Source organism: Halomonas rhizosphaerae (genome assembly GCF_030010555.1).
GTDB lineage: Bacteria > Pseudomonadota > Gammaproteobacteria > Pseudomonadales > Halomonadaceae > Halomonas > Halomonas rhizosphaerae.
In genome coordinates this window covers 342803-366776 of sequence record NZ_JASCQP010000028.1, presented here as the reverse complement: position 1 = coordinate 366776, position 23974 = coordinate 342803, and the positions used below count along the sequence as shown (strand labels likewise).

At 66.2% G+C, this 23974-nt stretch carries 24 protein-coding genes and 1 pseudogene; 12 read left to right on the top strand and 13 right to left on the bottom strand.

Going from position 1 to position 23974, the window contains the following annotated elements; genetic code table 11:
- Positions 1-21: 21 nt before the first annotated feature.
- Complete coding sequence (locus QLQ83_RS13930; RefSeq protein WP_282736112.1) at positions 22-318, bottom strand: hypothetical protein; 297 nt, start codon at positions 316-318, stop codon at positions 22-24.
- Positions 319-412: 94 nt separating this feature from the next.
- Between QLQ83_RS13930 and QLQ83_RS13925 the strand changes: the two genes are divergently transcribed.
- The 3 genes from QLQ83_RS13925 to QLQ83_RS13915 all read left to right on the top strand — a co-directional run bounded on the left by QLQ83_RS13925 (position 413) and on the right by QLQ83_RS13915 (position 2650).
- A complete protein-coding gene (locus QLQ83_RS13925) occupies positions 413-868 on the top strand; it encodes a YchJ family protein (protein WP_282736111.1) in 456 nt (151 codons plus the stop codon).
- A 99-nt stretch (positions 869-967) separates the two neighbouring features.
- Entirely contained in the window at positions 968-1990 is a 1023-nt protein-coding gene (gene rluF / locus QLQ83_RS13920; protein WP_282736110.1) for a 23S rRNA pseudouridine(2604) synthase RluF, read from the top strand.
- Positions 1991-2023: 33 nt separating this feature from the next.
- Positions 2024-2650 (top strand): DUF938 domain-containing protein, encoded by a 627-nt coding sequence (locus QLQ83_RS13915; RefSeq protein ID WP_282736109.1) that lies wholly within the window; start codon positions 2024-2026, stop codon positions 2648-2650.
- Between the two features lie 44 nt (positions 2651-2694).
- Here QLQ83_RS13915 and QLQ83_RS13910 read toward each other — a convergent pair whose 3' ends face one another.
- On the bottom strand, positions 2695-3516 hold the full coding sequence (locus QLQ83_RS13910; RefSeq protein WP_282736108.1) for a TlpA family protein disulfide reductase: 822 nt from the start codon (positions 3514-3516) through the stop codon (positions 2695-2697).
- 156 nt (positions 3517-3672) lie between these two features.
- On the opposite strand from QLQ83_RS13910, the gene QLQ83_RS13905 reads away from it, so the two are divergent.
- On the top strand, positions 3673-6696 hold the full coding sequence (locus QLQ83_RS13905) for an AAA family ATPase (RefSeq protein WP_326521414.1): 3024 nt from the start codon (positions 3673-3675) through the stop codon (positions 6694-6696).
- A 60-nt stretch (positions 6697-6756) separates the two neighbouring features.
- Here QLQ83_RS13905 and QLQ83_RS13900 read toward each other — a convergent pair whose 3' ends face one another.
- On the bottom strand, positions 6757-7014 hold the full coding sequence (locus tag QLQ83_RS13900; RefSeq protein WP_282736106.1) for a DUF4242 domain-containing protein: 258 nt from the start codon (positions 7012-7014) through the stop codon (positions 6757-6759).
- 358 nt (positions 7015-7372) lie between these two features.
- Between QLQ83_RS13900 and QLQ83_RS13895 the strand changes: the two genes are divergently transcribed.
- From QLQ83_RS13895 to QLQ83_RS13885, 3 genes are all read left to right on the top strand, one after another.
- Positions 7373-7840 carry a hypothetical protein gene (locus QLQ83_RS13895; protein WP_282736105.1) on the top strand — a complete coding sequence of 156 codons (468 nt, stop codon included), beginning with the start codon at positions 7373-7375 and terminating at the stop codon, positions 7838-7840.
- 274 nt (positions 7841-8114) lie between these two features.
- A complete protein-coding gene (locus QLQ83_RS13890; RefSeq protein ID WP_282736104.1) occupies positions 8115-8993 on the top strand; it encodes an alpha/beta fold hydrolase in 879 nt (292 codons plus the stop codon).
- Positions 8994-9008: 15 nt separating this feature from the next.
- Complete coding sequence (locus tag QLQ83_RS13885; RefSeq protein WP_282736103.1) at positions 9009-10391, top strand: FAD-binding oxidoreductase; 1383 nt, start codon at positions 9009-9011, stop codon at positions 10389-10391.
- A 251-nt stretch (positions 10392-10642) separates the two neighbouring features.
- On the opposite strand, the gene QLQ83_RS13880 is transcribed toward QLQ83_RS13885, so the two are convergent.
- The 8 genes from QLQ83_RS13880 to QLQ83_RS13845 all read right to left on the bottom strand — a co-directional run bounded on the left by QLQ83_RS13880 (position 10643) and on the right by QLQ83_RS13845 (position 15862).
- Complete coding sequence (locus QLQ83_RS13880; RefSeq protein ID WP_282736102.1) at positions 10643-10834, bottom strand: hypothetical protein; 192 nt, start codon at positions 10832-10834, stop codon at positions 10643-10645.
- Positions 10835-10875: 41 nt separating this feature from the next.
- Complete coding sequence (locus tag QLQ83_RS13875; protein WP_282736101.1) at positions 10876-12135, bottom strand: TRAP transporter large permease; 1260 nt, start codon at positions 12133-12135, stop codon at positions 10876-10878.
- Positions 12132-12656, bottom strand: a complete 525-nt coding sequence (locus QLQ83_RS13870; protein ID WP_282736100.1) for a TRAP transporter small permease — start codon at positions 12654-12656, stop codon at positions 12132-12134. Before QLQ83_RS13870 ends, QLQ83_RS13875 begins: the two co-directional genes overlap by 4 nt.
- Positions 12657-13652, bottom strand: coding sequence for a TRAP transporter substrate-binding protein (locus tag QLQ83_RS13865; RefSeq protein WP_282736099.1), 996 nt, complete (start codon positions 13650-13652; stop codon positions 12657-12659).
- A gap of 83 nt (positions 13653-13735) precedes the next feature.
- Complete coding sequence (locus tag QLQ83_RS13860) at positions 13736-14224, bottom strand: GNAT family N-acetyltransferase (protein ID WP_282736098.1); 489 nt, start codon at positions 14222-14224, stop codon at positions 13736-13738.
- Positions 14225-14256: 32 nt separating this feature from the next.
- On the bottom strand, positions 14257-15102 hold the full coding sequence (gene nfo / locus QLQ83_RS13855; protein ID WP_282736097.1) for a deoxyribonuclease IV: 846 nt from the start codon (positions 15100-15102) through the stop codon (positions 14257-14259).
- Between the two features lie 146 nt (positions 15103-15248).
- On the bottom strand, positions 15249-15452 hold the full coding sequence (locus QLQ83_RS13850; RefSeq protein ID WP_282736096.1) for a DUF2188 domain-containing protein: 204 nt from the start codon (positions 15450-15452) through the stop codon (positions 15249-15251).
- Between the two features lie 161 nt (positions 15453-15613).
- The gene (locus QLQ83_RS13845) at positions 15614-15862 is read right to left on the bottom strand and encodes a hypothetical protein (RefSeq protein WP_250058973.1); all 249 of its coding nucleotides are present in this window, start codon (positions 15860-15862) and stop codon (positions 15614-15616) included.
- A 263-nt stretch (positions 15863-16125) separates the two neighbouring features.
- Between QLQ83_RS13845 and QLQ83_RS13840 the strand changes: the two genes are divergently transcribed.
- Entirely contained in the window at positions 16126-17139 is a 1014-nt protein-coding gene (locus QLQ83_RS13840) for a GlxA family transcriptional regulator (RefSeq protein ID WP_282736095.1), read from the top strand.
- Between the two features lie 53 nt (positions 17140-17192).
- On the opposite strand, the gene QLQ83_RS13835 is transcribed toward QLQ83_RS13840, so the two are convergent.
- Together QLQ83_RS13835 and QLQ83_RS13825 are read right to left on the bottom strand one after the other, a co-directional pair.
- Positions 17193-18581, bottom strand: a complete 1389-nt coding sequence (locus QLQ83_RS13835; RefSeq protein WP_282736094.1) for a CHAD domain-containing protein — start codon at positions 18579-18581, stop codon at positions 17193-17195.
- A 373-nt stretch (positions 18582-18954) separates the two neighbouring features.
- A pseudogene (locus tag QLQ83_RS13825) lies at positions 18955-19280 on the bottom strand (transposase); the annotation flags it as partial.
- Between the two features lie 490 nt (positions 19281-19770).
- Between QLQ83_RS13825 and QLQ83_RS13820 the strand changes: the two are divergent.
- Genes QLQ83_RS13820 through QLQ83_RS13805 form a run of 4 tightly spaced genes read left to right on the top strand, consistent with a single transcriptional unit; the run spans position 19771 to position 23973 of the window.
- Entirely contained in the window at positions 19771-21741 is a 1971-nt protein-coding gene (locus tag QLQ83_RS13820; protein ID WP_282736093.1) for a phage tail sheath subtilisin-like domain-containing protein, read from the top strand.
- A 37-nt stretch (positions 21742-21778) separates the two neighbouring features.
- Positions 21779-22291 (top strand): phage tail protein, encoded by a 513-nt coding sequence (locus tag QLQ83_RS13815; protein ID WP_282736092.1) that lies wholly within the window; start codon positions 21779-21781, stop codon positions 22289-22291.
- 6 nt (positions 22292-22297) lie between these two features.
- Positions 22298-23116, top strand: coding sequence for a hypothetical protein (locus tag QLQ83_RS13810; protein WP_282736091.1), 819 nt, complete (start codon positions 22298-22300; stop codon positions 23114-23116).
- Positions 23113-23973: a hypothetical protein gene (locus QLQ83_RS13805; protein WP_282736090.1), complete on the top strand. Its 861-nt coding sequence runs from the start codon at positions 23113-23115 to the stop codon at positions 23971-23973. The genes QLQ83_RS13810 and QLQ83_RS13805 overlap by 4 nt, the downstream gene beginning before the upstream one ends.
- Position 23974 lies beyond the last annotated feature (1 nt).

Genomic DNA, 23974 nt, shown 5'->3' with positions numbered 1-23974 from the left:
ACAGCATGTTGCACTGCAGTGTTACCACGCAAGGCTTTCCCGCCAAGCCATCGGGATCACCGGGTCATGAAGGCCACCCGTGTGCCGCAGGCCAGGCGCTGCGTCGCGGAGGGGGTGGGTTCCCGAGGGTAGTCCGACCATGGCATCGGAGCCCTCTGCCCAGGTGAGAACCCCTTCCCGATGATGGAACGGGACGATGTAATAGCCCATGTCCAACGACTGGATCTCCACCAGTGGCAGCGTGTCATGCGATAACCAGCGGCGCAGTGCTTCGGCGGTCAGGGTGGCGGGCATGGCGGGGGCAGGAAGGCGTTCCATGGTAGATTCCCTCATGGCATGTCGAACACGGCATGGCGCGTATGGATCGACACGAGTCTTCTATATCTATCGTTATTCGTACAGGGTTTCCATGATGTTGCCTTCGGATGGCTGCCCCTGCGGCAGCGGCCTGCCCCTCGCCGAGTGCTGTGGCCGCCACCATGCCGGCGAGCCGGCCCCCACGCCACAGGCCCTGATGCGCTCGCGCTACTCTGCCTTCGCCCTGAACCTCACCGACTACCTGCTGGCAAGCTGGCATCCCGACACCCGTCCGGCGAGTCTCCTCCCGGATGAAACGACCCGCTGGGTGGCACTGGAGATCCTGGAGAGCAGCGAGGAAGTTGACGAGGGCGTCGTACATTTCCGCGCCACCTTCCGCGAGGGGCGACGGTTCTTCGTGCTGGAGGAGCGTTCGCGCTTCCTGCGCGAGCGGGGGCGCTGGTTCTATCGCGACGGCGATTCGACCATCGCCCGGCTCAAGCCGGGGCGCAACGATCCCTGCCCCTGTGGTCGCCCTCGCAAGTTCAAGAGCTGCTGTGGCCGGGGCTGAATGCCTCTCGGGCTCGCTGGTCGTGAGGCGGGTCAGCCCTTACACTGCCCGGTGCCGTGCCACTTCGGCCCTCTTATCACCTCGTCCCGGACGCGTCCCATGGCCCAGACCCTCTCGAAACGGATCAACAAGTACATCAGCGAGAGTGGCATGTGCTCGAGGCGAGAGGCCGACCGCTACATCGAGCAGGGCAACGTGCACATCGACGGCAGGCGCGCTTCCCCGGGGGATCAGGTCTTCCCGGGCAGCGTGGTGAAGGTTAATGGCCGGGTCGTCGAGCCGCTGGCGCTGGAGGCCGAGGATCTGGTGTTCATCGCCCTCAATAAGCCGGTGGGCATTGTCAGCACCACTGACCCCGACGAGAAGGCCAATATCGTCGACTTCATCGGACACGGCGCGCGGATCTTTCCCATCGGCCGGCTGGACAAGGACTCCCAGGGGCTGATCTTCCTGACCAACAATGGCGACCTGGTCAACCGTATCCTGCGGGCGAGCAACCAGCACGAGAAGGAGTACCGGGTCACCGTCAACAGGCCGATCACCGATGAGTTCATCGCCGGTATGGGCGCGGGCGTGCCGATCCTCGGCGAGGTCACCCGCAAGTGCCGGGTGATCAAGGAGTCCCGGTTCGTCTTCAACATCACCCTGGTGCAGGGGCTCAATCGCCAGATCCGCCGCATGTGCGAGGCGTTCGGCTTTGAGGTGGTGAAGCTCGAGCGGATCCGGATCATGAACGTGGCACTCAAGGGGCTGGCGACGGGGGACTGGCGGGACCTGACGCCGACCGAGGTGGCGACGATCCTTGCCATGACCGAGCACTCCACCTCCGAGGCCCGAACAGACTCACGCCGGTCGGCCCGGCGCAAGGGCGCCAAGGCTGGTGCCGGCAAGCAGGGGCCGCAGAAGCCCGGGACGCCCCGCCGTGGTGTGGGCGGCAAGCCCGCCACCGGGAAGGGGGCGAAACGCAAGGCCGGCGGCAAGGACGCGCCTGGCAAGTCCCACGGCGCCAAGCCGGTGCCAGCCGGCAAGACATCCAGAACCCAGAAACCGGGATCCAAGCCGGCGAAGGGGGGCCGCCTGAAGGCCGGTGGTCCGTCCCGCAAGCCCAAGGGCAGGAAGTAGCCGCCTTCCTAAGCACCGGCCATGAGGAGCGCCATGAACGACCCACGCCTGCAGAGCCCCGCCGCGGCCCGCAATCGACAGCCGATCCTGGAGGTCCTGCGGCAGGTGCTGCCCGACCGTGCCCGGGTGCTGGAGGTGGCCAGCGGCAGCGGCGAGCATGCCGTCTACCTTGCCGGCGCCGCTCCTGGCTGGTCCTGGCGGCCCAGCGATCCCAGTCCCCGGGCGCTGGCCTCCATCGCCGCCTGGCGCGAGGCCGCGGGCCTGGCGAACCTGCACGAGCCCGTGGAGCTGGACGTGACCGGCGACTGGCCGGCGGCGTCCTTCGACGCCGTGGTGGCCATCAACCTGCTGCATATCTCGCCCTGGGCGGTCACCGAGGCACTGCTGGCGGGTGCCGGCGCCGCTCTGGTGCCCGGTGGCGTGCTCTACCTCTATGGGCCGTTCAGGCGGGAGGGTCGCCACACGGCATCCAGCAATGCGGCCTTCGATGCCGACCTGCGCGCCCGCGATCCGCGTTGGGGCATCCGTGACCTGGCGGCGGTGGCGGCCGAGGCCGAGCGATGGGGTCTCGGCCTCGAGCAGGTGGTGCCCATGCCGGCCAACAACCTCAGCCTGGTGTTCCGCCAGTCGGACCAGGTCACGCGCAGCTCCGCCTGGTAGTTGGCCGGCCTCGGGCCTCGGGGGAAGGGACTCCGCGGACCGGCTCAGCGCAGCCGTTCCAGCTCACGATTGAGCGTTGCCCGGGAGAGCTCGCCGAAGTGGGTATCGAGCAGCCGGCCATCGGCATCGTAGAAAAGGGTGGTGGGCATTGCCCTGGCACCGACGCGATCGCCGAAGGCCAGCTGGGCATCGAGCAGCAGGTTGTCGAGTTCGAGGGACTCGTGGTCCAGGAAACGACGGACCTGAGCCGGGTCCTCGCCCTGGTTGAGAAACACGAAGGTGATGTCCCCCTCCTTCCGCTGGGCATCGGCGAGCACCGGCATTTCGCGACGGCAGGGCGGGCACCAGGTCGCCCAGAGGTTTACCACCATGGGCTGGCCCTCGGCGGCCTGCAGCTCGGGGAGGCGGATGGCGTCGCCGGCAAGGGTGGCGAGCGCCGTCTCGGGCACCGGGCGGCTCTTCCCGGCCATCAGGCCGAGGGTGCCGGCTGTCACGCCCCAGGTGAGTATCCCCGCGGCCAGCGCGCCGCCCAGGGCCTTGCGCTGGGCGGGTTGCCGCCACAGTCGCCAGGCCGCATAGGCGAGCCCGGCCGTGAGGCCGCCGAGGATATCGAAGCCACCGTCGCGGATGTCGAGCATCGCCAGCGGCCCGCCGTAGTCCTGGTGGTAGCGCGCCACGAAGACCAGTCGTGCGCCGACCAGCGCGACCAGGAGGAGCGTCGAGAGGGTGTCGCCGACCCCCAGGCGCTGGCGCCGCCCCAGCAGCAGGCCGGTGATGAGGGCGACGCCGAGGGCGAAGACGATCAGCAGCTGGCCCAGGCTCAGGCCCAGTGGGCCGATGGCGATGCTCCGGGAGAGGAGGTTCATGGTCGGTCACGTCGGTCGGGAATGTAGACCCCAGCATGCCCGGCCGCGGTTAGTGCCGCATTAAGTGCCCCTCATGCTCCGAATGGGGGACACGCCCAGGGGGCGGTTAAACTAGGCTTATCAGATAAATGATCGTTCGGCTCTGCGAGCAGCATCATGCGGTGTCATCACTGTGGTTGCGTTAATCGTGAGGAGGCTGCGTTCTGTGATGAATGCGGCATGGTCTTGACATGCATCGCTGTACCGCAGACAGGCTTCATCGGCCGCCGGGTCGAGTTGGCTGTCCTTGATAATGCGATGCAGCAGACCCTGGCCGGGCAGGGGCGGTTAGTACTGCTAAGCGGTGACCCCGGCATTGGCAAGACGCATACCGCCCAGGAATTCGCTAGCCGTGCCGAGCAGCAGGGGATGCGGGTTTTCTGGGGGCGCTGCTACGAGGAGCCGGGCGCACCGCTGTACTGGCCCTGGCTGCAGCTACTGCGGGGCTGGCTTGAGGAAACCGACTCGGTACTGCCTGATGAAATGGCGGGCAGCGATGCCGGAGTGATCGCCGAACTGCTTCCCGAACTGCGGCAGCGCCTGCCTGAGTTGCTGGAGACGCCGTCCATCGACGATCCTGCCCAGGCTCGCTTTCGGCTCCTCGATACCCTCACGCGGTTCTGGCAACAGACCGCACGGCTCCAGCCTCTGGTGCTGATTCTGGACGATCTGCACTGGGCCGATACTGCCTCGCTCAAGCTGCTGGAATTCCTGGCCCGGGAGATCGCGACCAGCCCGCTGCTGCTGCTCGCTAGCTTTCGTGATAACGCGATGAGCCGTCAGCATCCGCTCTCCGATACCCTCGGTGAACTGTCTCGTCTGCCTCATTGCCAGCGCCTGACGCTGAGCGGCATGTCGCGCGATGAAACCGAGCAGTACCTGGGCTCGCTGGCCGGCACCCTTCCGCTGATTGTTGTCGCGACAGCGATATACCAGCACAGCGAGGGCAATCCGCTGTTCATGCGTGAGCTGTCCCGCTACCTGCTGCAGGAAGGCCTTCCCGCAGACGGGGTGCTACCACGCATCCCGTCGGGCATCCGCGAGATCATCGGCCAGCGTTTGAACGCATTATCGCGCGACTGTAACAGCTTGCTCGGCATGGCGTCGGTGATCGGCCGGCGCTTCGAGCTCGAGTTGCTGGCCGGCCTGGCGCTGCCCGAAACCAAGTTACTGGACCTTCTGGACGAGGCGCTGGAGGTGCACATCATCGAGGAGCTTCCGCAACCGGGCCATTTCCAGTTCAATCACGCCCTGGTTCGTGAAACCCTCTACGAGGAGCTGTCGACCCCACGGCGAATGAGTCTGCATCGAAAGGCCGGTGAGCGGCTGGAAACACTGCATCCACACGATCTACAGGCCCGTCTTCCGGAACTCGCCCACCACTTCGCCGAGGCCGCCCCCGACGGCACGGCCGAAACGGCCATCGACTATGCCGAACGGGCCGGTGACCGGGCCGATACGCTGCTGGCCTACGAGGAAGCGGTACATTTCCACCACCTGGCCCTGCAACTGCTGGAGCAATACCTGCCACAGGACAGCGAACGCCACTGCCGCTTGCTGCTGGCCCTGGCGGAAGCACACAACCGGGCCGGCGGGCATGCCGATGACTCCCTGGGCAACTTCATGCAGGCCGTCGAACTGGCGCGCCAGGTGGGGACGGCCGCAGATTGGTCCGTCCCCATGCTGGCCCATGCCGCCCTCGGCTACGAAAGCGTCGGCTGGCGGATCGGTCGTCATGGGGATCGGGCGGTAGCACTGCTGGAGGAAGCCTTGGCGGCCCTGGACCCAGCGGCGGAGCGTCTGCGCGCCAAGCTGCTGGCGGCGCTGTGTCGGGCCAATATCTACTGCGACCGGCCTCAGGCCGCCCATGCGGCGCTTCGGCAGGCGACCCGACTGGCGCGCCGGCTGGGTGATCCCCGTACGCTGTTCGAGGCACTCAGCGCCATTGTGCCGGCACGCTCGTGGCCGGAACACCTGGAGGAGCGTCTGGCCGCCGCAAGCGAGGCCCTCGAACTGGTGCACCAGGCGGGGCACCCGGAATGGGCGGTCGGTGACATGTCCGGCTGGTACATCGGGGATCTGATGGAAGACGGCGATATCGACACGGCCCGGGCCGTGCTCGATCTGCACCTGCAGGTGGCCAATGCCTGCCGACAGCCCTTTCTGCAGGCTGTCGGCCTGAGTGCCCAGGCCATGCTGGCCACTCACCGCGGCCGTTTCGCCGAAGCCGAGCAGCAAGCGCGGGAAAACCTGATCGTCGGCCGACGCTTTTCTCCGGAGCATGCCGAAGGAGTGTTCGGCATGCAGATGTTCACCCTGCGCCGGGAGCAGGGCCGTCTGGGTGAGTTGCAGCCGGTGCTGCGACATTTCGTGCAGAATACGCCCGAGGCAGCTGCATGGCGACCGGGACTGGCCGTGCTTTACGTCGAACTCGAACGGCTGGAGGAGGCGCGCCTCGAGTTCACGTACCTGATGACCGATGAACTCAAGGCTGTGTCACGCGATGCCATGTGGTCGACCAGTATCACCTACCTGGCAGAAGTCTGTGCACGGCTCGACGAGGCTGGGTATGCCACCCCCCTTTACCGCCATCTGCTGCCCTATGTCGGGCGCAACATCGTCTTCGGAGCCCATACCGTCTGCTACGGTTCGGCCGACCGATTTCTCGGCATGCTGGCGGCCACCCTGAAGCAGTGGGACACCGCCGAGCGGCACTTCCAGACCGCTCTGGCGATGGATGAACGCACTGGGGGATGGCCCTGGCTGGCCCATGACCGCTTCCAGTACGCCCGTGTGCTGGCGCAACGCAAGAAACCCGAGCCGGCGAGGGCATTGGTGGAAGCGGCGGAGCAGACTGCCCGTGGGCTTGGTATGGAGGCGTTGGCACGGCGCTGTGCGACGCTACGCGAAACCCTCTCGACCCGCCCGGTCTACCCGGCCGGATTGAGCGGGCGAGAAGTGCAGGTGTTGCAATTGCTCGCTGCCGGACGGAGCAACCGTGAGGTGGCCGAACGACTCTTCCTTAGCCCGAATACCGTTGCCAATCATGTACGAAACATCCTGGCCAAGACCAACACCGCCAACCGCACGGAAGCGGCCGCCTATGCCATCGGGCACGGGCTCGTCGAAAACCGGCCATGAGCCATCGTCGCCGAGCCATCAGCAGGTACCGCCGGGCGGTGAGGCCTCTCCTCGACCCGTTCAGGCAAATGCCGTGGGATTTATCTCGCTGACCTCGACGATCACATCAGCCGGTACGCCGGCACGCCTGGCCGCTTCGCGGATGGCCTCGGAATCGGAGGCCTCGTACAGACAGTAGGTCTTCTTCTTGTCCGCACTGAGAAAGGAAAACAGCCAGTGCACGCCGATGTCCTGGTTGATCTCGGTTACTTCCCGTACCGAATCGGTTGTAAAGTCGATCTGTTCGGCGTAATTGCGTTCGATCAGAAACAAAGGCATGGCGCATTACTCCCTGAAACGGGGCAGGCTCGCCCTATACGATCTCACTATAGCCCACCTCGAGACACGGGAACGCGCAGGGTTCTCCGGGATCTCGTCCTGCCCGTTGAGCCTTTGTCATGTGCGTGGCCACCATTGCGGAATTGCCACAGCCATGAACTCCTCCGTCCCCGGTATTTGTCACCGGCATCCTTCACACGACATCGAATGAAGTCAGGTGGTCAACCCTGATCATTCGAGCGGTCGTGTGGGTGCCAGTCAAATGATCCGTTCTGTCGATGTGCCAAAGATGGCCGCCTCCTAGGCTTGAATGACACGTCCATTGCCGACGTGCGATCAAGCCAGAGGAGACAGTGCCATGAGAACCACCATCGTTAGCTGTTTCGCGGTCATCGCCCTGGGTCTCGCCTTCGGTGCCGCTGCCGCCGAGCAGACGCTGAAACCCATCCATGCGTATCGTCTGGGAAACGGGGAGCAAGCTGCGGTGCTCTATTACACCGAGCGGGGCGACGGCTACGAGATCGTTACCACCTGGGTCGACGAGCAGGAAGTGCAGATGCGCCACATCGGCCACCTCGAGCCCGGCCAGCGCTATACCCTGTCACTGGGCGGCCTCAGTCCCCCGGTCCAGTTCACGGTCCATGGCGATGCCGGCCAGGTGGTCATGGACGTGCCCGACCGTCCGGCCTATGCGCAACGGTGCCGCGGGCCCGAGGCCGGCTATCCGACCCCGCTGCAACGCCGGGTCCTCTGCCCAAGTGATCGAGGGGTTGCGAGTCGCCCCTTGTCAGCCGGTATCGGGCCGACGCGGCGCGGTCAGCAGTGATCGATCGGGTCGTGCCTTGTGCGCGAGCGCGGGTTCCCCGGACCGTCCATCACGTCCGAGGCGCGTCCCGATAGTCAATTCTGACCATGTCGGCCGCCTTCGTTGCCTGCCCGCAAATAGTCAGACCTGTCGATGTCTTCTTCGACGGCTCGCCCTAGGTTGATGTCAGAACCCTCGCCATCGTCAACCCCGTTGATGGTCCGATGGCCGATGTCCATGACCAATAACCGAGGGAGTGGGGAGAGCCGCCATGCACAGATTGCTCGATGTTTTCATGTTATCTGCCGCCGTCGCTCTGGCCGGCCAGTCTTCCAGCGTCTTCGCCCAGCAGACCTCCACGGTGGAGGTCAATGGCGTCACGCTGCGCTATGTCGACGAAGGCGAAGGCAAGCCCGTGATATTTGTGCCCGCCGCCATCGCCGATCACCGGGGCTGGGAACCGTACCGCGTGACCATCGCCCGCGAGCACCGCTTCATCACCTATACCCAGCGCTATTTCGGCACAGAGCCCTGGCCGGACGACGGCGAGCAGTTCTCCAGCGAGACCCATGCTGCCGACCTGGCGGCCTTTATCGAGGCACTGGATGCCGGGCCGGTCTATCTGGTTACCTGGTCGTACAGCGGTCAAATCGTTCCGCTGATGGCGCTGGAACACCCGGAGCTGGTGCGTGGCATGGTGCATTACGAGCCCTTTGTCCCCTCACTGGTCGCCGAGTTGCCGGAGGAGCGTCAGGCCGCCATCGCAGAGGAGAGCAAGAAATACGGCCCGGCCATGGAGGCACTGGAGGCCGACGATGCGGAACAGGCCACCAAGCTGTTCATCGAGGCCGTCTTCCAGCGACCGCCGGGTGGCTTCGAGCAGGAACCGGATTACATGCGCACCATCTGGCTGGATAACGCCCGCACGGTGCCGCCGCAGATGAACATGACGCCACCCGCCATCACCTGCGAGGATTTGGCGACCCTCGAGCAGCCGACCCTGATCCTCAAGGGTGAGCATGCCGACATCTATTTCGAGTCGGTCGCCGACACCATGGCGCAATGCCAGCCTCGGGCCGAGGTGCAGGTGATCCCCGGCGTCAACCATGACGGACCGGTGCACGCCGCCGAGGCGTTCACGGCCTCCATCCTCGCTTTTCTGGCCGAGCATTGAGAGGGGGGCACTGCCATGAGCACCGATACCGCATGGGATACCTTCCAGGCTGCCTTGCGCGGCGCCCTGATACAGACTGGTGATCCCGACTACGAGCCGGCCCGCCGGCTCTACAACGGCATGATCGACAAGCACCCGCGGCTGATCGTTCGTTGCGGGAACGTTGCCGACGTGATTCGTGCGGTCCATTTCGCCCGCGAGCAGGGCCTGCCCCTGGCGGTGCGTTGCGGCGGCCACAGCGGTGCGGGCCTGGGCAGCTGCGACGATGGCATGGTCATCGATCTCTCGATGCTGCGCGGCATCCGCATCGATCCCGCCATGCGCACCGCGCGGGTCGAGGGCGGTTGCACCTGGGGGGAGGTGGACCACGTTACCCACGCCTTCGGCCTGGCCACGGTCAGCGGCATCATCTCCACCACCGGGGTGGGCGGGCTCACCCTGGGCGGCGGCCACGGGCATCTGAGCCGCCAGTATGGGTTGACCATCGACAACCTGCTGGAGGCCGACCTGGTGCTGGCCGATGGCCGCTTCGTCACTGTGAGCGAGACCCAGCACCCCGAGCTGTTCTGGGCCATCCGTGGCGGTGGCGGCAACTTCGGCGTGGTGACCTCGTTCCTGTTCCAGCTGCATCCGGTGAGCCAGGTGAATGCCGGACCAACGCTGTGGGAACTGGAACATGCGGGGGCCGTGCTGCGCTGGTATCGCAACTTCATCACGGTCGCCCCCGAATCGCTGAACGGCTTCTTCGCCTTCCTGAGCGTGCCGCCGGGGCCGCCGTTCCCCGAGCATCTGCACAATAAGCAGATGTGCGGCATCGTCTGGTGTCATACCGGGCCCGAGGAAGAAGCCGACAGACTCCTGGCGGCAGCGGTGCATGAACCCGCAGAACCGGCGCTGCACGGTGTCCAGCCCATGCCCTACCCGCTGCTGCAGGGTGCCTTCGACGACCTCTATCGACCCGGTTTGCACTGGTACTGGCGTGGCGATTTCGTTACCGAGCTCAGCGATGCGGCCATTGAACGCCATGTCGAATTCGCGGCGGTACCGACGCCGCTATCGACGATGCACCTGTACCCGGTCGACGGCGCGGTTCACCGTGTGGGGCGCAAGGATACCGCCTTCAGCTACCGCGAGGCGAAATGGTCCGAGGTCATCGTCGGCGTTGATCCCGACCCGGCGAACCGGGACAGGATCATCCGCTGGACCAGGAATTACTGGGAAGCGCTGCACCCCTTCTCCGTCGGCGGTGCCTATGTCAACTTCATCATGGACGACGAGGGCCAGGAGCGAGTTCGAGCCACCTACCGTGACAACTACGTGCGGCTAGCGCGCATCAAGGCCGAGTACGACCCAGACAACCTGTTCAGGATCAATCACAACATACCTCCGGCGGGCTAACTCGCGACGCCCGGAGCGCATGCCGAGCGGACGAATCTGGCACGCCCTCATGCGGGACGCGGTCCATAACTTCTCGGGTTCATATACCGAAGGCGAGGCGCCGCCCGGTCTCCTTCGTCTCCGGCCGCTTCCTGGCGCAGGTCGTGGCCATTGTGGTGGAGGTTGGGGTTGCCATCTACCGCCTGGTGTATCGGCAAAGGGTAAGAGGCGAGCCGGCAGATCGAGATATCCGTGCAGGATTACCTGCCCTCTTATTCCGGGATCTCGCCGGGCTCCCGGTACTCGACGCCCTCGGCCTGGCGTTCCTCGCGGGTCTTGGTCTCGTCCTCGGCGGGCACGCCCCACACGGTTTCCCGGCGACCGTCCTCCCAGGTGTAGGTGGTGCAGCCGGCCAGCAGGGCCATGGCAAGCAGGCCGACGACAGGCGGTATCGATCGATGCATCGGAAACTCCTCGTTGTGTGTTGAACTGGTGATCAGGGGCGCTAGCCGGAGAGGCCCAGCAGGATCGGGACATAGACCACCAGCAGCAGCACGGCGACCAGCCCCAGCAGGTAGGGAATGATGGCACGGGTGATGCGCTCCAGCGGCAGTTGGGTGACCGAGGAGGCCACATAGAGGTTGATCGCCACCGGCGGGGTGATCATGCCGATGGCGAGTCCCACCACGATGATCAGCCCGAAGTGGATGGGGTCAATGCCCAGCTGGGTCACCAGCGGCAGCAGTACCGGGGTGAGGATGATCAGGGCGCTAGCCGTCTCGATGAAGACGCCGGTGAGCAGGATCACCGCCACCACCAGCAGCATGATCACGTAGGGGTCGGTGGACAGCGACAGCACCGCCTGGGCGATGGCGCCGGGGACCTGCCAGCTGGAGAGTGTCCAGCTCAGTACCGCCGAGGTGGCGATCACCAGCATGATCACCGAGGTGGTGATCGCCGAGCGGATCAGGATGCGGTAGACGTCGGTGAGGCTCAGGTCGCGGTAGACGAACAGCGACACCAGCAGGGCGTAGTTGACCGCCACCACGGCCGCCTCGCTGGGCGTGAACACGCCGGAGAAGATGCCGCCGAGGATGATCACCGGGGTCGCGAGCCCCCAGCTCGCGCTCCTGAAGGTGCACCAGATGGTGGCCGGCGAGAAGGCGGTGCCGCGCGGGTAGTTGCGCCGGTAGGCCTGGACGATGGCGATAGCGCCCAGGCCAAGGCCCATGGCGATGCCGGGCAGGATGCCGCTGAGGAACAGCTTGGAGACCGACTGCTGGGCGATCACCGCATAGATGATCATCGGCACCGACGGCGGAATCACCACGCCGATGGTGCCGCTGGCGGCGATCAGGCTGGCCGCCGAGGCGGGATCGTAGCCCTTCTTGCGAAGCTCCGGCACCAGGCTCGAGCCCACCGCGGCCGTGGTGGCGGCCCCGGAGCCGGAGATGGCGGCGAAGAACATGCCGGCGCCCACCGAGACGAGAGAGAGGCCGCCCTTGAGGAAGCCGAACAGCGAGTCGGCGAAGGCCACCAGTTTCTCGCTCACCTTGCCCTGGGCCATCAGGTCGCCGGCGAGGATGAACATGGGCACCGCCACCAGGGCGAAGGAGTTGATGCCCTGGAACATCTGCTGGGGCACCACCATCAGCGGCACTCCCTGGGCATGGAGCGCCACCAAGGCGCTGGCGCCGATGGCCAGCGCGATGGGCACGCCGAGCAGCATGAAGGCCAGGAAGAGCACGAAGAGCACGGCGGTCATGCGGCGGGCTCCTCGGCGTGCACAGGGGGCTCGCCCAGCGCCAGGGCGACGATGTCCACCAGCGCATACCAGGCCATGATCGCCGCTGCCAGCGGCATGACCGCATAGACCCAGGTCATGGAGAGACGCAGCGAGGCGGACTTCTGGAAGCTCTGCACCTGCATGTACTCGTACCCGATGTTCACTAGAGCCACCAGGAAGCCAAGGGCCGCCAGCAGGGCGGCGATACGCGCCAGCCGCCGGGGCAGCCCGGGCAAGGCGTCGACCACGAAGGTCACGGCGATATGCCGCCCGCGCCGAAAGGCCAGGGTGGCGGCTAGGAAGGTGATCCAGATCAGCAGGAAGCGGGCGACCTCTTCGGTCCAGCCCACCGCAGTGAAGAAGACCCGCGAGACGACCTGCAGGGTGATCACACCGATCAACGCCGCCATCGCCGTGAAGACCACGGGGGCGATGACGGCGTCGAGGGCGCGCTCACTCCACCGCAGCGGTCGCAGCAGGGAATGGGCGAGCGGGGACACTTACTCGAGCGCCTCCTGGATGCGCGGCAGGGTGTCGCCGAACTGCTCGCCGTACTTCTCGTAGACTGGCGCCACGGCCTCCTGGAAGGCGGCGATGTCGGGCTCCTCAACGATCTGCATGCCCGCCTCGCGAAGATCGGCCAGCTGCTCGGCCTCCATCTCGGCGTTGACCTGGCGCTCGTGCTCGGCGGCCTCCTGGGCGGCCTGCTCGATCACCGCCTGGGCGGCTTCCGGCAGCGTGTTCCAGACCGGCATGCCCATCACGAAGAGTGCCGGCGCGTAGGTATGGCGCGACAGCGTCATGTGATCCTGGGTCTCGTAGAGCTTGAATGATTGGATGACGTTGACCGGGTTCTCCTGGCCGTCGATGGTGCCCTGCTGCATGGCGGTGAGGGCCTCGGTCCAGGCCATCGGCACCGCGTTGGCGCCGAGCTCCCGGAAGGTGTCGACGTAGACCGGGTTCTCCATCACGCGGATGCGCAGGCCGTCGATATCCGCCGGCGTCTCCACCGGACGCTCGCTGTTGGTGAGGTTGCGGAAGCCGCGCTCGGCGTAGGCCAGGCCCTTGAGGTTGACCTCGGCGAGGCGGTCCAGCAGCTCCTGGCCGATCGGGCCATCGAGTACCTCGTAGGCGGCCTCCGGGGAGGGGAAGAGGAAGGGCAGCTCGAAGACCGCCATCTCCTCGAGGAAGTTGGCCACCGGGCCGTTGGTGATCACGCCCATGTCCACGGTGCCGATCTGCATGCCCTCGAGCAGGGTGCGCTCGTCGCCGAGGCTGGCGTTGGGGTAGAGCTCGATGTCCACCTTGCCCTCGGTGCGCTCTTCCACCAGTTCCTCGAACTTCTCGGCGGCGATATGGAAGCCGTCCTGCTCGTTGACCACGTGGGCCAGGCGCAGGGTGACGGGATCCATGTCGGCGAACTCGGAGGCGTTGGCGCCTGCGGTCACGGCCAGCGAGACGGCGAGTGCCAGCGTGCTGCGTGAAAAACCTTTCATTGTCATTTTTCCTTCGGTGAGTCAGTTACTTGGTGAGCATGCCCGAGGCCGGTGCCGGGGGTCAAACGGCACGCCGGCGCGCCTCACAGCAGTCGGTACATCACATGGGCGTCCGTCAGGCCCAGCGCCGGGTGACGGAAGGCCCGGGGGAGGGTGCCGATGATCGTGAAGCCGTGCTTCTGCCACAGCCGGATGGCCACCTCGTTGCTGGCGACCACCAGGTTGTACTGCATGGCGACGAAGCCCAGCTCCCGGGCCAGGGCCAGGGAGTGCTCGCACATCTCGCCGGCGATGCCCTGGCCGCGGGCGTGGTCGGCGACCAGGTAGCCGCAGTTGCAGACATGGTCGCCGGGACCGGGCTGGTTGGCCTTGAGGGTGTAGGTGCCGGTGACCCGGCCCGCGTCATCGACGGCCACGCGGACGGCGCGGGGCAGCTCGATCCACATGCGATGGGCGTCCTGCTCGCTGATGTCGCGGGGTACCGCATAGGTCTCGCCGGCACGGAAGACCGGTTCGAGAATGGCCCACAGGGCTGGCCAGTCCTCGGGCTGGTAGGGGCGGATGCGGATCATGCGGTGGCTCCTTGCCGTAAGGGGAATCTGGGTCAGGCGGCCTGCTGCGCACGCAGCCAGGCGATCTCGTCGGCCCAGATCGTCGGGTCGATGGTCTCGAGGATCAGGGGCATCCCGTCGAGGCGCGGATCGCGCATCAGGGTGGTGAAGGCGTCGAGCCCGATGTTGCCCTGGCCCAGGCTATGGTGGCGGTCCACCCGGCTGCCGAGTTCGCTCTTGGCGTCGTTGAGGTGCATGCCTCGCAGGTAGGGAACGCCGACCACCCGGTCGAACTCGTCCAGGGTGGCGGTGGTGGCCTCGGGCGTGCGCAGGTCGTAGCCGGCCGCGAAGGCGTGGCAGGTGTCGAGGCACACCCCGACACGTGACTTGTCCTCCACCTGCTCGATGATCTCGGCGAGGTGCTCGAAGCGCCACCCCAGGTTGCTCCCCTGGCCGGCGGTGTTCTCGATCACGGCGGTGACGTCTCGCGTCGCGGCGAGCGCCTCGTTGATTGACTCGGCGATACGCGAGAGGCAGTCCGTTTCGCTGATCTTCTTCAGATGGCTGCCGGGATGAAAATTGAGGCGGTCGATGCCCAGCTGTTCGCAGCGCTGGAACTCGTCGAGGAAGGCGGCCCGGGACTTGGCGAGTCCCTCCGCCTCGGGGTGGCCCAGGTTGATCAGGTAGCTGTCGTGGGGAAGGATCTGTCCCGGGCCGAAGTCGTTCCTTCCACAGGCGGACCGGAAGGCCTCAATCACCTCGTTGGAGAGCGGTTTGGACTGCCACTGGCGCTGGTTCTTGGTGAACAGCGCGAAGGCGTTGGCACCGATCTCCACGGCACGCCGCACGGCCTGGTCGACACCGCCTGCCGCGCTGACATGGGCACCGAGGTATTTCATGGTCGTCTCCCGCCGGGTAGATCAGTGATTCATGGTGCAGGGAAGTCTACACCAGCGCGTCGAGAGCGTGTGATGACCGTGGCGATGAACTCGTCAGCGGCGGAACCGTAACGTATCCCGGCCCCGCGTCGTCGGGGACCGTGGGATTAGTCCTGATCGCTGGAGGGTGGGGGGGTGCCGTCCTCACGATGGATCACGAGGATGGTCTTCTGGCTGAAGCTGACCTGCCGGCCGTAGGCCTCGGCCGCCTTCTTGGTGGCGAAGTGTCGGCTGGCCCGTCGGGAACCACTCCTCTGTACGCTCCAGCCCCCCTTGGCATTCGGCACTACGTGATGCGTCGACCGGTTCATTGTCGTCCCTCCTGTGCGGTGGGCGCTGCCGGGATGGCGCATTCTGCATTATAGCGTTCTCGCGAGGCGGCGAGACGGTTTCGCCGCGGAGCATGACCCCGATCATGCAACGGCGCTACCGCCGTGGAAACCTGGTCCCCGCCAAGGGGGAACGAGCGCCCTTACACGAACTCGGGATCCTCCGTCCTTACGGTAATCGCCTCCTCCTCGCCGGGCACCATCACGGCGAACTCGCCCCCACCGAGGTGAGTGACGGAGTGGCCCTCTCGGGTCCGAAAGGCGGGGAGGCCGCTGCGGGTCGCGCCAGCATGCTGCAGGTCACTGAGATCCCGGACGCTGACGAACATGTCGATGAAATACTCGTTGCCGGCCGGGTCGAAGGCCAGGATGGTTCTCTCGTTGCGGGACACGGGGACACCTCGGGTGGGTAAGCCTGACGATCATTCTAGCCTTCGCCGTCGTCAGTCTTCCATCGCTTCGGTCAGCCACTCGGGACGACCCTGGGACGCGGCTATTGCCCCGCGCCGAGGGGCGACCCCGGGGCTCGCCGTGGGTGATGATCATCCTGACGACAGCGGGTATCCTCCTTGGCGTTGGTACGGGATTCGACCGTAGCGCGTCGGTCCGGTGCCGGGGGGTACACCGACTGGCCGTGAGTTGGAGGAGACGCGCCTTGCGCCTGGAGTATCATGGGCTGCTGCCCGAAGCCGTGGGGTTCCTGCTGCTGCCGCGCTTCTCGATGATGGCGTTCTTCTCTGCGGTGGAGCCGCTGCGGATCGCCAACCGCATCACGGGGCGTGCGCTCTTCGACTGGACGCTGATCAGCGAGGACGGCGAGCCGGTCACGGCCTCCAATGGCATGACGCTGCTGGCCGACCGTGCCATCGGGGAGGTGCATCAGCTGCCCTCCTTGGCGGTCTGCAGCGGCTTCGGTCCCGAGGACGGCCTGAGCCGTCCCCTGATGGCCTGGCTGCATCGCCTGGACCAGGCCGGCTGCGTGCTGGGCGGGCTCGACACCGGCGGTTTTCTGCTGGCGGAGGCGGGCCTGCTGGAGGGCGAGCGCGTCACCCTGCACTGGGAAAGCCTGCCGGCCTTCCAGGAGCGATTCCCGGGCATCGAGACCTCCGACGAACTCTTCGAACTGGGGCGGCGGCGTTTCTCCTGCGCCGGAGGCACGGCGGCGATGGACATGGCCCTGGAGGTGATCGCCCTTCGCCACGGGTCGCGCCTGGCGGTCGATGTCTCGGAGCAGCTGATCCACGAGCGGATCCGCACCCGCAGCGACCAGCAGCGCATGTCGCTGGCCAGGCGCCTGGGGATCCATCATCACCGCCTGGTGGAGGCGGTCTCGCTGATGGAGCGGCACCAGCCGCTACCCCTGTCACTGGCCGATGTGGCCAGCCGCAGCGGTGTCTCCCTGCGCCAGCTTCAGCGCCTCTTCGAGCAGCACCTCGGCACGTCCCCCCGGGCCTGGTACCTGAATCTGAGGTTGGCGCGTGCCCGCCATCTGCTCGCCGAGACGGACAGGGATGTCCTATCGGTGGCGCTGGCCTGCGGCTTCACCTCGGGCTCCTCCTTCTCCCGGGCCTTCAAGGCCCGCTATGGCCTGTCGCCCCGTGAGTCGAGGCGCCGGCAAGGAGAGGCCGAGGCACTGTCGAACAAGCCCACGTCGGGCGAGCGCGGGTAATGGTCACGTCCCCCGGCAAGCAGATGTCGTGAGGCACGCGTTTTCGACGCCATTCATGGCGAACTGGCGGTCTCCGTCAGCGGGTCGAGCGCCATGACCGCCCGATGGAGTTCGGCCTTGCGTGCCTCCAACGAGTCGAGCCAGCCGAGGCATTCCTTTCGCGCGCTTCCTGACGGACCGGCATCGGACAGCACCTCGATGCATGCCCGGATCCAGGCCTGCTGGGTGCAGAGATCCTGAAACTCCCCGAGCAGCGTCTGGCGCCGTTTCAGGCCGGCGAGGAAGGCGCGGTATCGCCGGGGATCCAACTCCGCCAGGTAGCGGATGCGCTTGACGGCCTTGCGCAGTTCATGGAGCGACGTGTCGGGCGAATCGTCGGCAAGGGCTGCCAGGTCGGTGTCATGCTGCAGGATCCGCTCGGCCAGCACCGACTCGACCTGTTCCGGCGTCACTGCCTTGAGCGCCCGGCGAAGTACCTTGTCCGAGAGCAAGCGCTGCCACCTCGCCATGTCGTGCGCGTAGGCCGGCTGTGCCATGGCGTGGGAGAGGGCCGCGTGACGCTCCCGGCGCTGATGCTCCAGCCAGTCATGGACCGCCGTGAGGGTCTGCTCCGATACCGACGGTGGCTGCTGGTCCAGGGTCTCGAGGAACACGTCGAGGTCCCTGAGGTCGCTGGTGGCCCGGGCACGCTGTTTCAGATGCTTGAGGACTCTCTTGAGGCCGGGCACCCGGCCGATGGCCCGCACGGACTCCCCGATGGCACGACTGCGTCGCAGGTTGACGCGGTACTGGTGCAGGAACTCCGGGTCGAAGCCGGCAGTCACGCCGGGTTCCAGGGCCCTCACCATGCGGAATTGATGGGTGAGCAGGCCGAGGACCCGCTTGTCCATGCTGGCCTGGTCGAGGTCGGGTGGCCGGGGAGCCTGTTTCCTGAACAGCGCGTGGCTCGTCTCGGTCGGGGTCAAGCGAGAGACCCGTTCCGCCTGGTGTTTCCCGAGTTCCTGCCAGCTGTCCACGGGAAGGGAGAGACCGAGCAGTCCCCCGGTAGGCAACTCAGTGGGCGCCTGCTTGAAGAGCCAGCGGGCGAGGCCGAGCAGGGCCGGGTTGTGACCGATCAGGATGATCCTGTCGCAGCCCGGTGGAAGGGCAGTGATCCATGTCCGTAGCGACTTCCAGTCGAAGGTGTGAAGCTCATGCGGGTACCGGGCCCGACCGGCGAGAGATGACGCAGGCAACTGCTCATCGAGGGCCAGCAGGGTCTGGCGGGTGCGGGTCGTCGTGCTGACGTGGATCTCGCCATCCAGGGCACCCAGGCGTTGCAGGGGCCCTGCCATGGCCGCCATCTGGCGTTGTCCGCGTCGGCTCAGGGGGCGGTGACAATCCTGCATGCCGCCGCTGGCGCGCTTTGCCTTGGCGTGACGCAGCAGGTACAGCTCTTTCATTGGCGCCTCCCCGGCAATGGCCTTCATGGCTCAGCCTAGGCGAAGGTCGCGGCGCAGGCGTTATTCGTCTTTCCGATGACGCGGTCGTGGACGGTGAGCTTCCCTGTCACGACGCCGTTGGCGGGCCAGGGCGTTGCCGTTGGCCAACTGCACCAGGAACTCGATTTCATCGTGGCTGAGTGGCCGACGCCTTTGCGCGGACATGACATACTCTCCCCGGCAGGATGCCTCTGATCGAGGCTAGCGTCGGAAGATGTCAGTCAGATGACGTCCAGGGGGCAGCTTGATGACACGCAACGAAAAACCGTCACCCGGCGTGACCAGTAAATGGCTTTTTCTCATGATGTTTCTGGTCGGAGCGACAGGATTCGAACCTGCGACCTTTGCAACCAAGTTGCCAGAGTGGATCGCGGAGCAGCGTGGTGGTGTTGCCGAGATCGATCCAGCCCATGACCCGTTGTAACACCACGGTGCGGAGTTGACTGGCCAATCTGTGGCAGACGCGATCCGAGGGCGCGCTGGTCGACCAGATGATCCTTGAGGGCGGCGATCATCCCGCTGCTGTCGAGTGCTTCGCGCAGCAGCAACGCACTGCTGTCGCTGGTGGTGCGCTGGCCGTCAAGCTCAACGCGGATGGACCCGTGAAAGGTTTTCACCCATGGCCAGTAGTCCTGTTGAATCGTTTTCTGGCAAGAACATCTTGATGCTACAAGAGAAACTGCTCGCCATCCCCTTTTATACCTCAGCCCGGTGAATGAGGAGGGGTAACTCTACTGCTTAGTTTGCGGGGCATTACACTAGGTAAGTGTCTCGTATGAATTGCGGCGGCGGTTAAACCTCCTACACTTCTGAAACGGTTCGTCACGGGCAGCGGAACCGACCGTCTGCGCAAGATGTTGTCTGTCGCTAAAGGTGGTCCGATGTCCGATTTCACTTCTGTGATGTCCGGTTTCATCTCTGTCGATGTTTCCTGTTCGGTGCGCTGGACATGAGGATCGACGGGTAACCGAACGGTGACGCGCCTGGAGGCCCGACAGAGCGCGGCGCAACCTGCCCGCGAGTCGTGGCGCATCCGGCCATGATCCCCGGCTGAATGACTGTGCCCATACAGGGCGCAGTATCCGCGGTCCGGCCGATTCGCGAGCGCCGGGGAGGGGGCCCGGCCAGCAAAAGGCGAGGAGAAACCGGCATGTCCAACTACATGCATCCGGGCGTCTATATCGAACATGTGCCATCAGGCCTTCTGGCCATCGAGGCGGCCTCGACCTCCGTCGCGGCCTTCATCGGTCGGGTAAATCGCGGGGCCCTGGTGACCGACGACAAGGAGGACGGCAAGCCGGTCTTCGTCACCAGCCAGGCGCAATTCGCCAGTCTCTTCGGCGAGTTGGACGGTGCGGCGGGAGGCTTGCGCAACATGGGCAGCGCCCCAGACAGTTTCGGTTTCGCGGTGCAGTCCTTCTTCGCCAATGGCGGGGCCAAGGCCTATATCGTGCCGGTCGGCGACGGCAATGGCGAGGCCTCCAGCGCCGCCTTCACTGACCCGGTCAATGCGGGGATGGGGTTCTACTTCACCGCCCGGTCCGAGGGCGTCTGGGCCGACGGCATGGTGCTGAGGATCAGCCGCGCGGTGGAGGATACCAACCCGCTTCTGGCGACCTATGATGTCGAGATTGGCGTGCCGGACGGGCAGGGCAGACTCGACCCGGTGCTGGAAACGCATACCGACATGACGCTGGACCCGGCCAGCGGGCAGTTCCTCGCCGCGACCATCGACCAGGCCAGCATGCTGGTCTCCGCCCGGCATGAAACCGTGGCCTCTGCTGGTGGTGGCGCCATCGAGGGGTTCGAGAGCGGCGATCTGTCGGGGCTCGACCCCACGGCGATCTCCAACGGCGACACGATCGAGCTGAGCTTTACCGGCGATACGGTGAGCGGCCAGCCGGTCGTCGTGACCTTCCCGGGCGGCGCGGCGACGCTAGCCGATCTCGCTGCCGCAATCCAGACGCAGGCCCGCGGCGCCTCGACTGTGAGTGCCCGTGCCAATTTCGTCGCCGCCGTGACGCGAGACAACACGATTCTGCTTCTTCCCGGGCAGAGCGCGACCGCCGGGACCGTGAATACCGTCACGGTTTCGGGCGGCTCGGCGGAGACGGCGCTGGCCTTCGATACCGGATCGGCAGTGCCGTACCCGTCGCCCTGGCCCGCCCACCCTGCGGCGCCGCTGGACATCAGTTTCGCGGGCGGAGTCGATCATGGCGCGCCGGCCAATGCCGATTACACCAACGCGCTGATCCATCTGCGCGACTACCGCGACATCTCCATCCTCATGCTGCCCGGCAAGGTCTGGACCTCCGGCGGCGACAACGGCGCCCTCGAGGCCGCCATCACCCATGCGGAGTTCATGCAGAATCGCATGGTCCTGATCGATCCCCCCGACCCCGTGGGGGCCGCGCGCCTGCAGAGCCCCACCAACGTCAAGGACCTGGGCGCGCCGACGTCGCCCTACACGGTGCTCTACTACCCGTGGATGGAGGTGGCGAACCCCTATTACGACCCCGATACAGCGGCCAACCTGCCCAAGACATTCCGCGTTCCGCCGGGGCCCTTCGCCGCCGGTGTCTGGGCGCGGATCGATTCCCGCCGGGGCGTGTGGAAGGCCCCGGCGGGGCTCGAGGCGACGATACGCGGCGCCGTGGGCCCGACCATCGATATCGGCGCGGACCTGCAGGACAACCTCAACGAGTTCGGGGTCAACTGCTTCCGGGCGATCATCGGGCCGACGGTGGTTTGGGGCGCACGCACGCGAGCGACCAAAACCAAGCCTGAATACCGCTACGTCCCCGTCCGCCGCACGCAGAACATGATCGGCGAGAGCCTCTATGGCGCGCTGCAGGCAGTGGTTTTCGAACCCAACGACCACAAGCTCTGGTCGAGCCTGAGAGCCAATGTCGGCGCGTTCATGGATACGCTGCATCGTGCGGGCGCCTTCCAGGGCGAGAAAGCCTCTGACGCCTACTACGTGAAGTGTGGACTGGGATCGACGATGACACAGGCCGATATCGACGCGGGCGTCGTGCGTGTGGTGGTGGGCTTCGCAGCTCTGAAGCCCGCCGAGTTCGTCGTCGTCCAGATCAAGCAGATCGTCGGTCAGTCCCGCTGAGGCCTGACCCGCCGCAACCAGATAGCAGGAGGGCCCAATGCCTGCCCCAACCTTTCCCGCGAATGCGCATCGCTATGATCCGTATCGCACCTTCAAGTTCCAGATCGTCATCAACGGCCAGACCGTCGCCGGTCTGACCAAGATGGGCGCGCTGAAACGCACCACCGAGGCGGTGAAGTGGCGCTCGGCAGGAGATCCCTCCTACCAGAGAGTGATCCCGGGCGGGTCGAGCTTCGAGGCCGTTGCGTTGGAACAGGGCCTGACCCACGATCCCATCTTCGAGGAGTGGGCCAATGCCGTGAACAACGTTCGAGACGGTGACGCGGGGATGAGCCTCGTGAACTACCGCCGCGACGTCGTGATCAACGTGCTGAACCTGCAGGGCGTGCCGGCGATCAGCTACCAGCTGCGCCGCGCCTGGGTGTCCGAGTTCCAGGCGCTGCCCGAGTTCGATGCCAACAACATGAACACCGTGGGTATCCAGACCATCACGTTGCAGCATGAAGGTTTCGTCCGGGACGAGGCCGTGGCCGAGCCGTCAGAGACCTGATCCGTCATGGACCGGGCCCCCGAAACCCTGGCCAGGGCATATCCGCCAGCGCGCTATCGCGCGCTGGACGGGCATGCCGAACTTGCCGTGGCCGAGGCGGCGGGCAGCGCAGGTTCGCGACCGGCGCGGATCACGACGATCCTAGCGGCGCTCTGTGCCGGGTTCGGGGAGGTCTCCGCGGATCGGGGAACGGCGAGGCGGGTCTCAGCGGCGGGGCGGGAATGGCTGCTCCAGCGCGCGGCCCTGAGGTTCCATGGCCAGTGGGAATGGTATGAAGCACCGTGCGAGGCCTGCGGTGCGCGTTTCGACCTGCGTCTTTCCCTGACCGACACCCCGCGCGCCGATGCGGGACCGGGTTTCCCCGTCGCGGAGGTTTCCACGAGTCTCGGGCACCGCCGTTTCGAGGCCCCGAATGGCGGCCACGAGGAGGCGCTGGCGGGCATGCGCGACGTCGAAGATCCGCGTCGGGTCTTTGCTGCGCTCTGTGGGCTGTCGGAGGCGGCAGAGGCCGAGGCGATCCGGTTCGACCTTCACGACCTTGCACGGATCGACGCAGCACTGGAGGCGGTCTCGCCCGATGTCGCGGACAGCGTCGACGCGGTTTGTCCCTATTGCGGGGCGGCCAGTCACGCCCGGATCGATCCGCTGACCTTCGCGTTTCCGGGTGTCGAGACGCCCCTGCGCGAGGTTCACTTGATCGCGTCTGCCTATCGCTGGACTGAACCCGAGATCCTTGATCTTCCGGTTGCCCGCCGCCGCGCCTATGCCGAGCTGATCCGCGCCGAACGGGGTACGCCGCCGTCACGAGGGAGGCGGGTCTCATGAGCTTCCTGGCCCGCCTCGCTGCACGGTCCGCGCCGTCCCGCACCGGCATTGCGCCCAAGGGCATCGTTCGCCGTGCGGCGGCCGCGGAGACCGAGCAGGACGCTGAACGTCAGGCGGTTCGCCGCCAGCCGCAGGAGGAAGAGGACAAGATGCAGGCCCTGCGGCGGCAGCCGGAGGAAGAGGATGAGAGGCACGCCCTCCGACGTCGGGCGGAGGAGGAAGATGAGCCCGTGCAGATGCTCCGCTGCGCGGAGCGAGAGGAGGAGCGAGACGCTCGCCCCCTGCGTCGTCAGGCCGAGGAAGAAGAGGAGGAAATGCAGGCCCTGCGCCGGCAGCCCGAGGACGAGGAGGAGATGCAGGCCCTGCGCCGGGAGTCGGAGGATGAGGAGGAGATGCAGGCCCTGCGCCGGGAGTCGGAGGACGAGGAGGAGATGCAGGCCCTGCGCCGGGAGTCGGAAGAAGAGGACGAGATGCAAGCCCTCCGGCGCCAGACGGAGGAGGAAGAGGGGCCCGTTCAGATGCTCCGCCGTGCCGGATCGCGGCTTGGACTTGACCCGGAGACTGCGCCCTTCCCCGAGGAGATGCGCGAGGAGGAGGAGCCTTCCACCCTTACCGCGCTGCGCCGTGAGGATGCGGTGGCGGACGGGACGCCGCCGGCGCTGCCACCGGCCTTCGATCCCGTCGCGATGCCGGGAACGCCGCCGATCGAGCCACCGCACGGTGACCGCTTCAAACGCCCCGATGTCCATATCGACCAGCTCGACGTGCTGATCCACGAACCCGCCGCCGCGCCCGGCGCGGGGCGGAATGCCGACCGCAGCCGCGCCATCCGCGCGCGTTACCTCAGGAGGCTCTGAC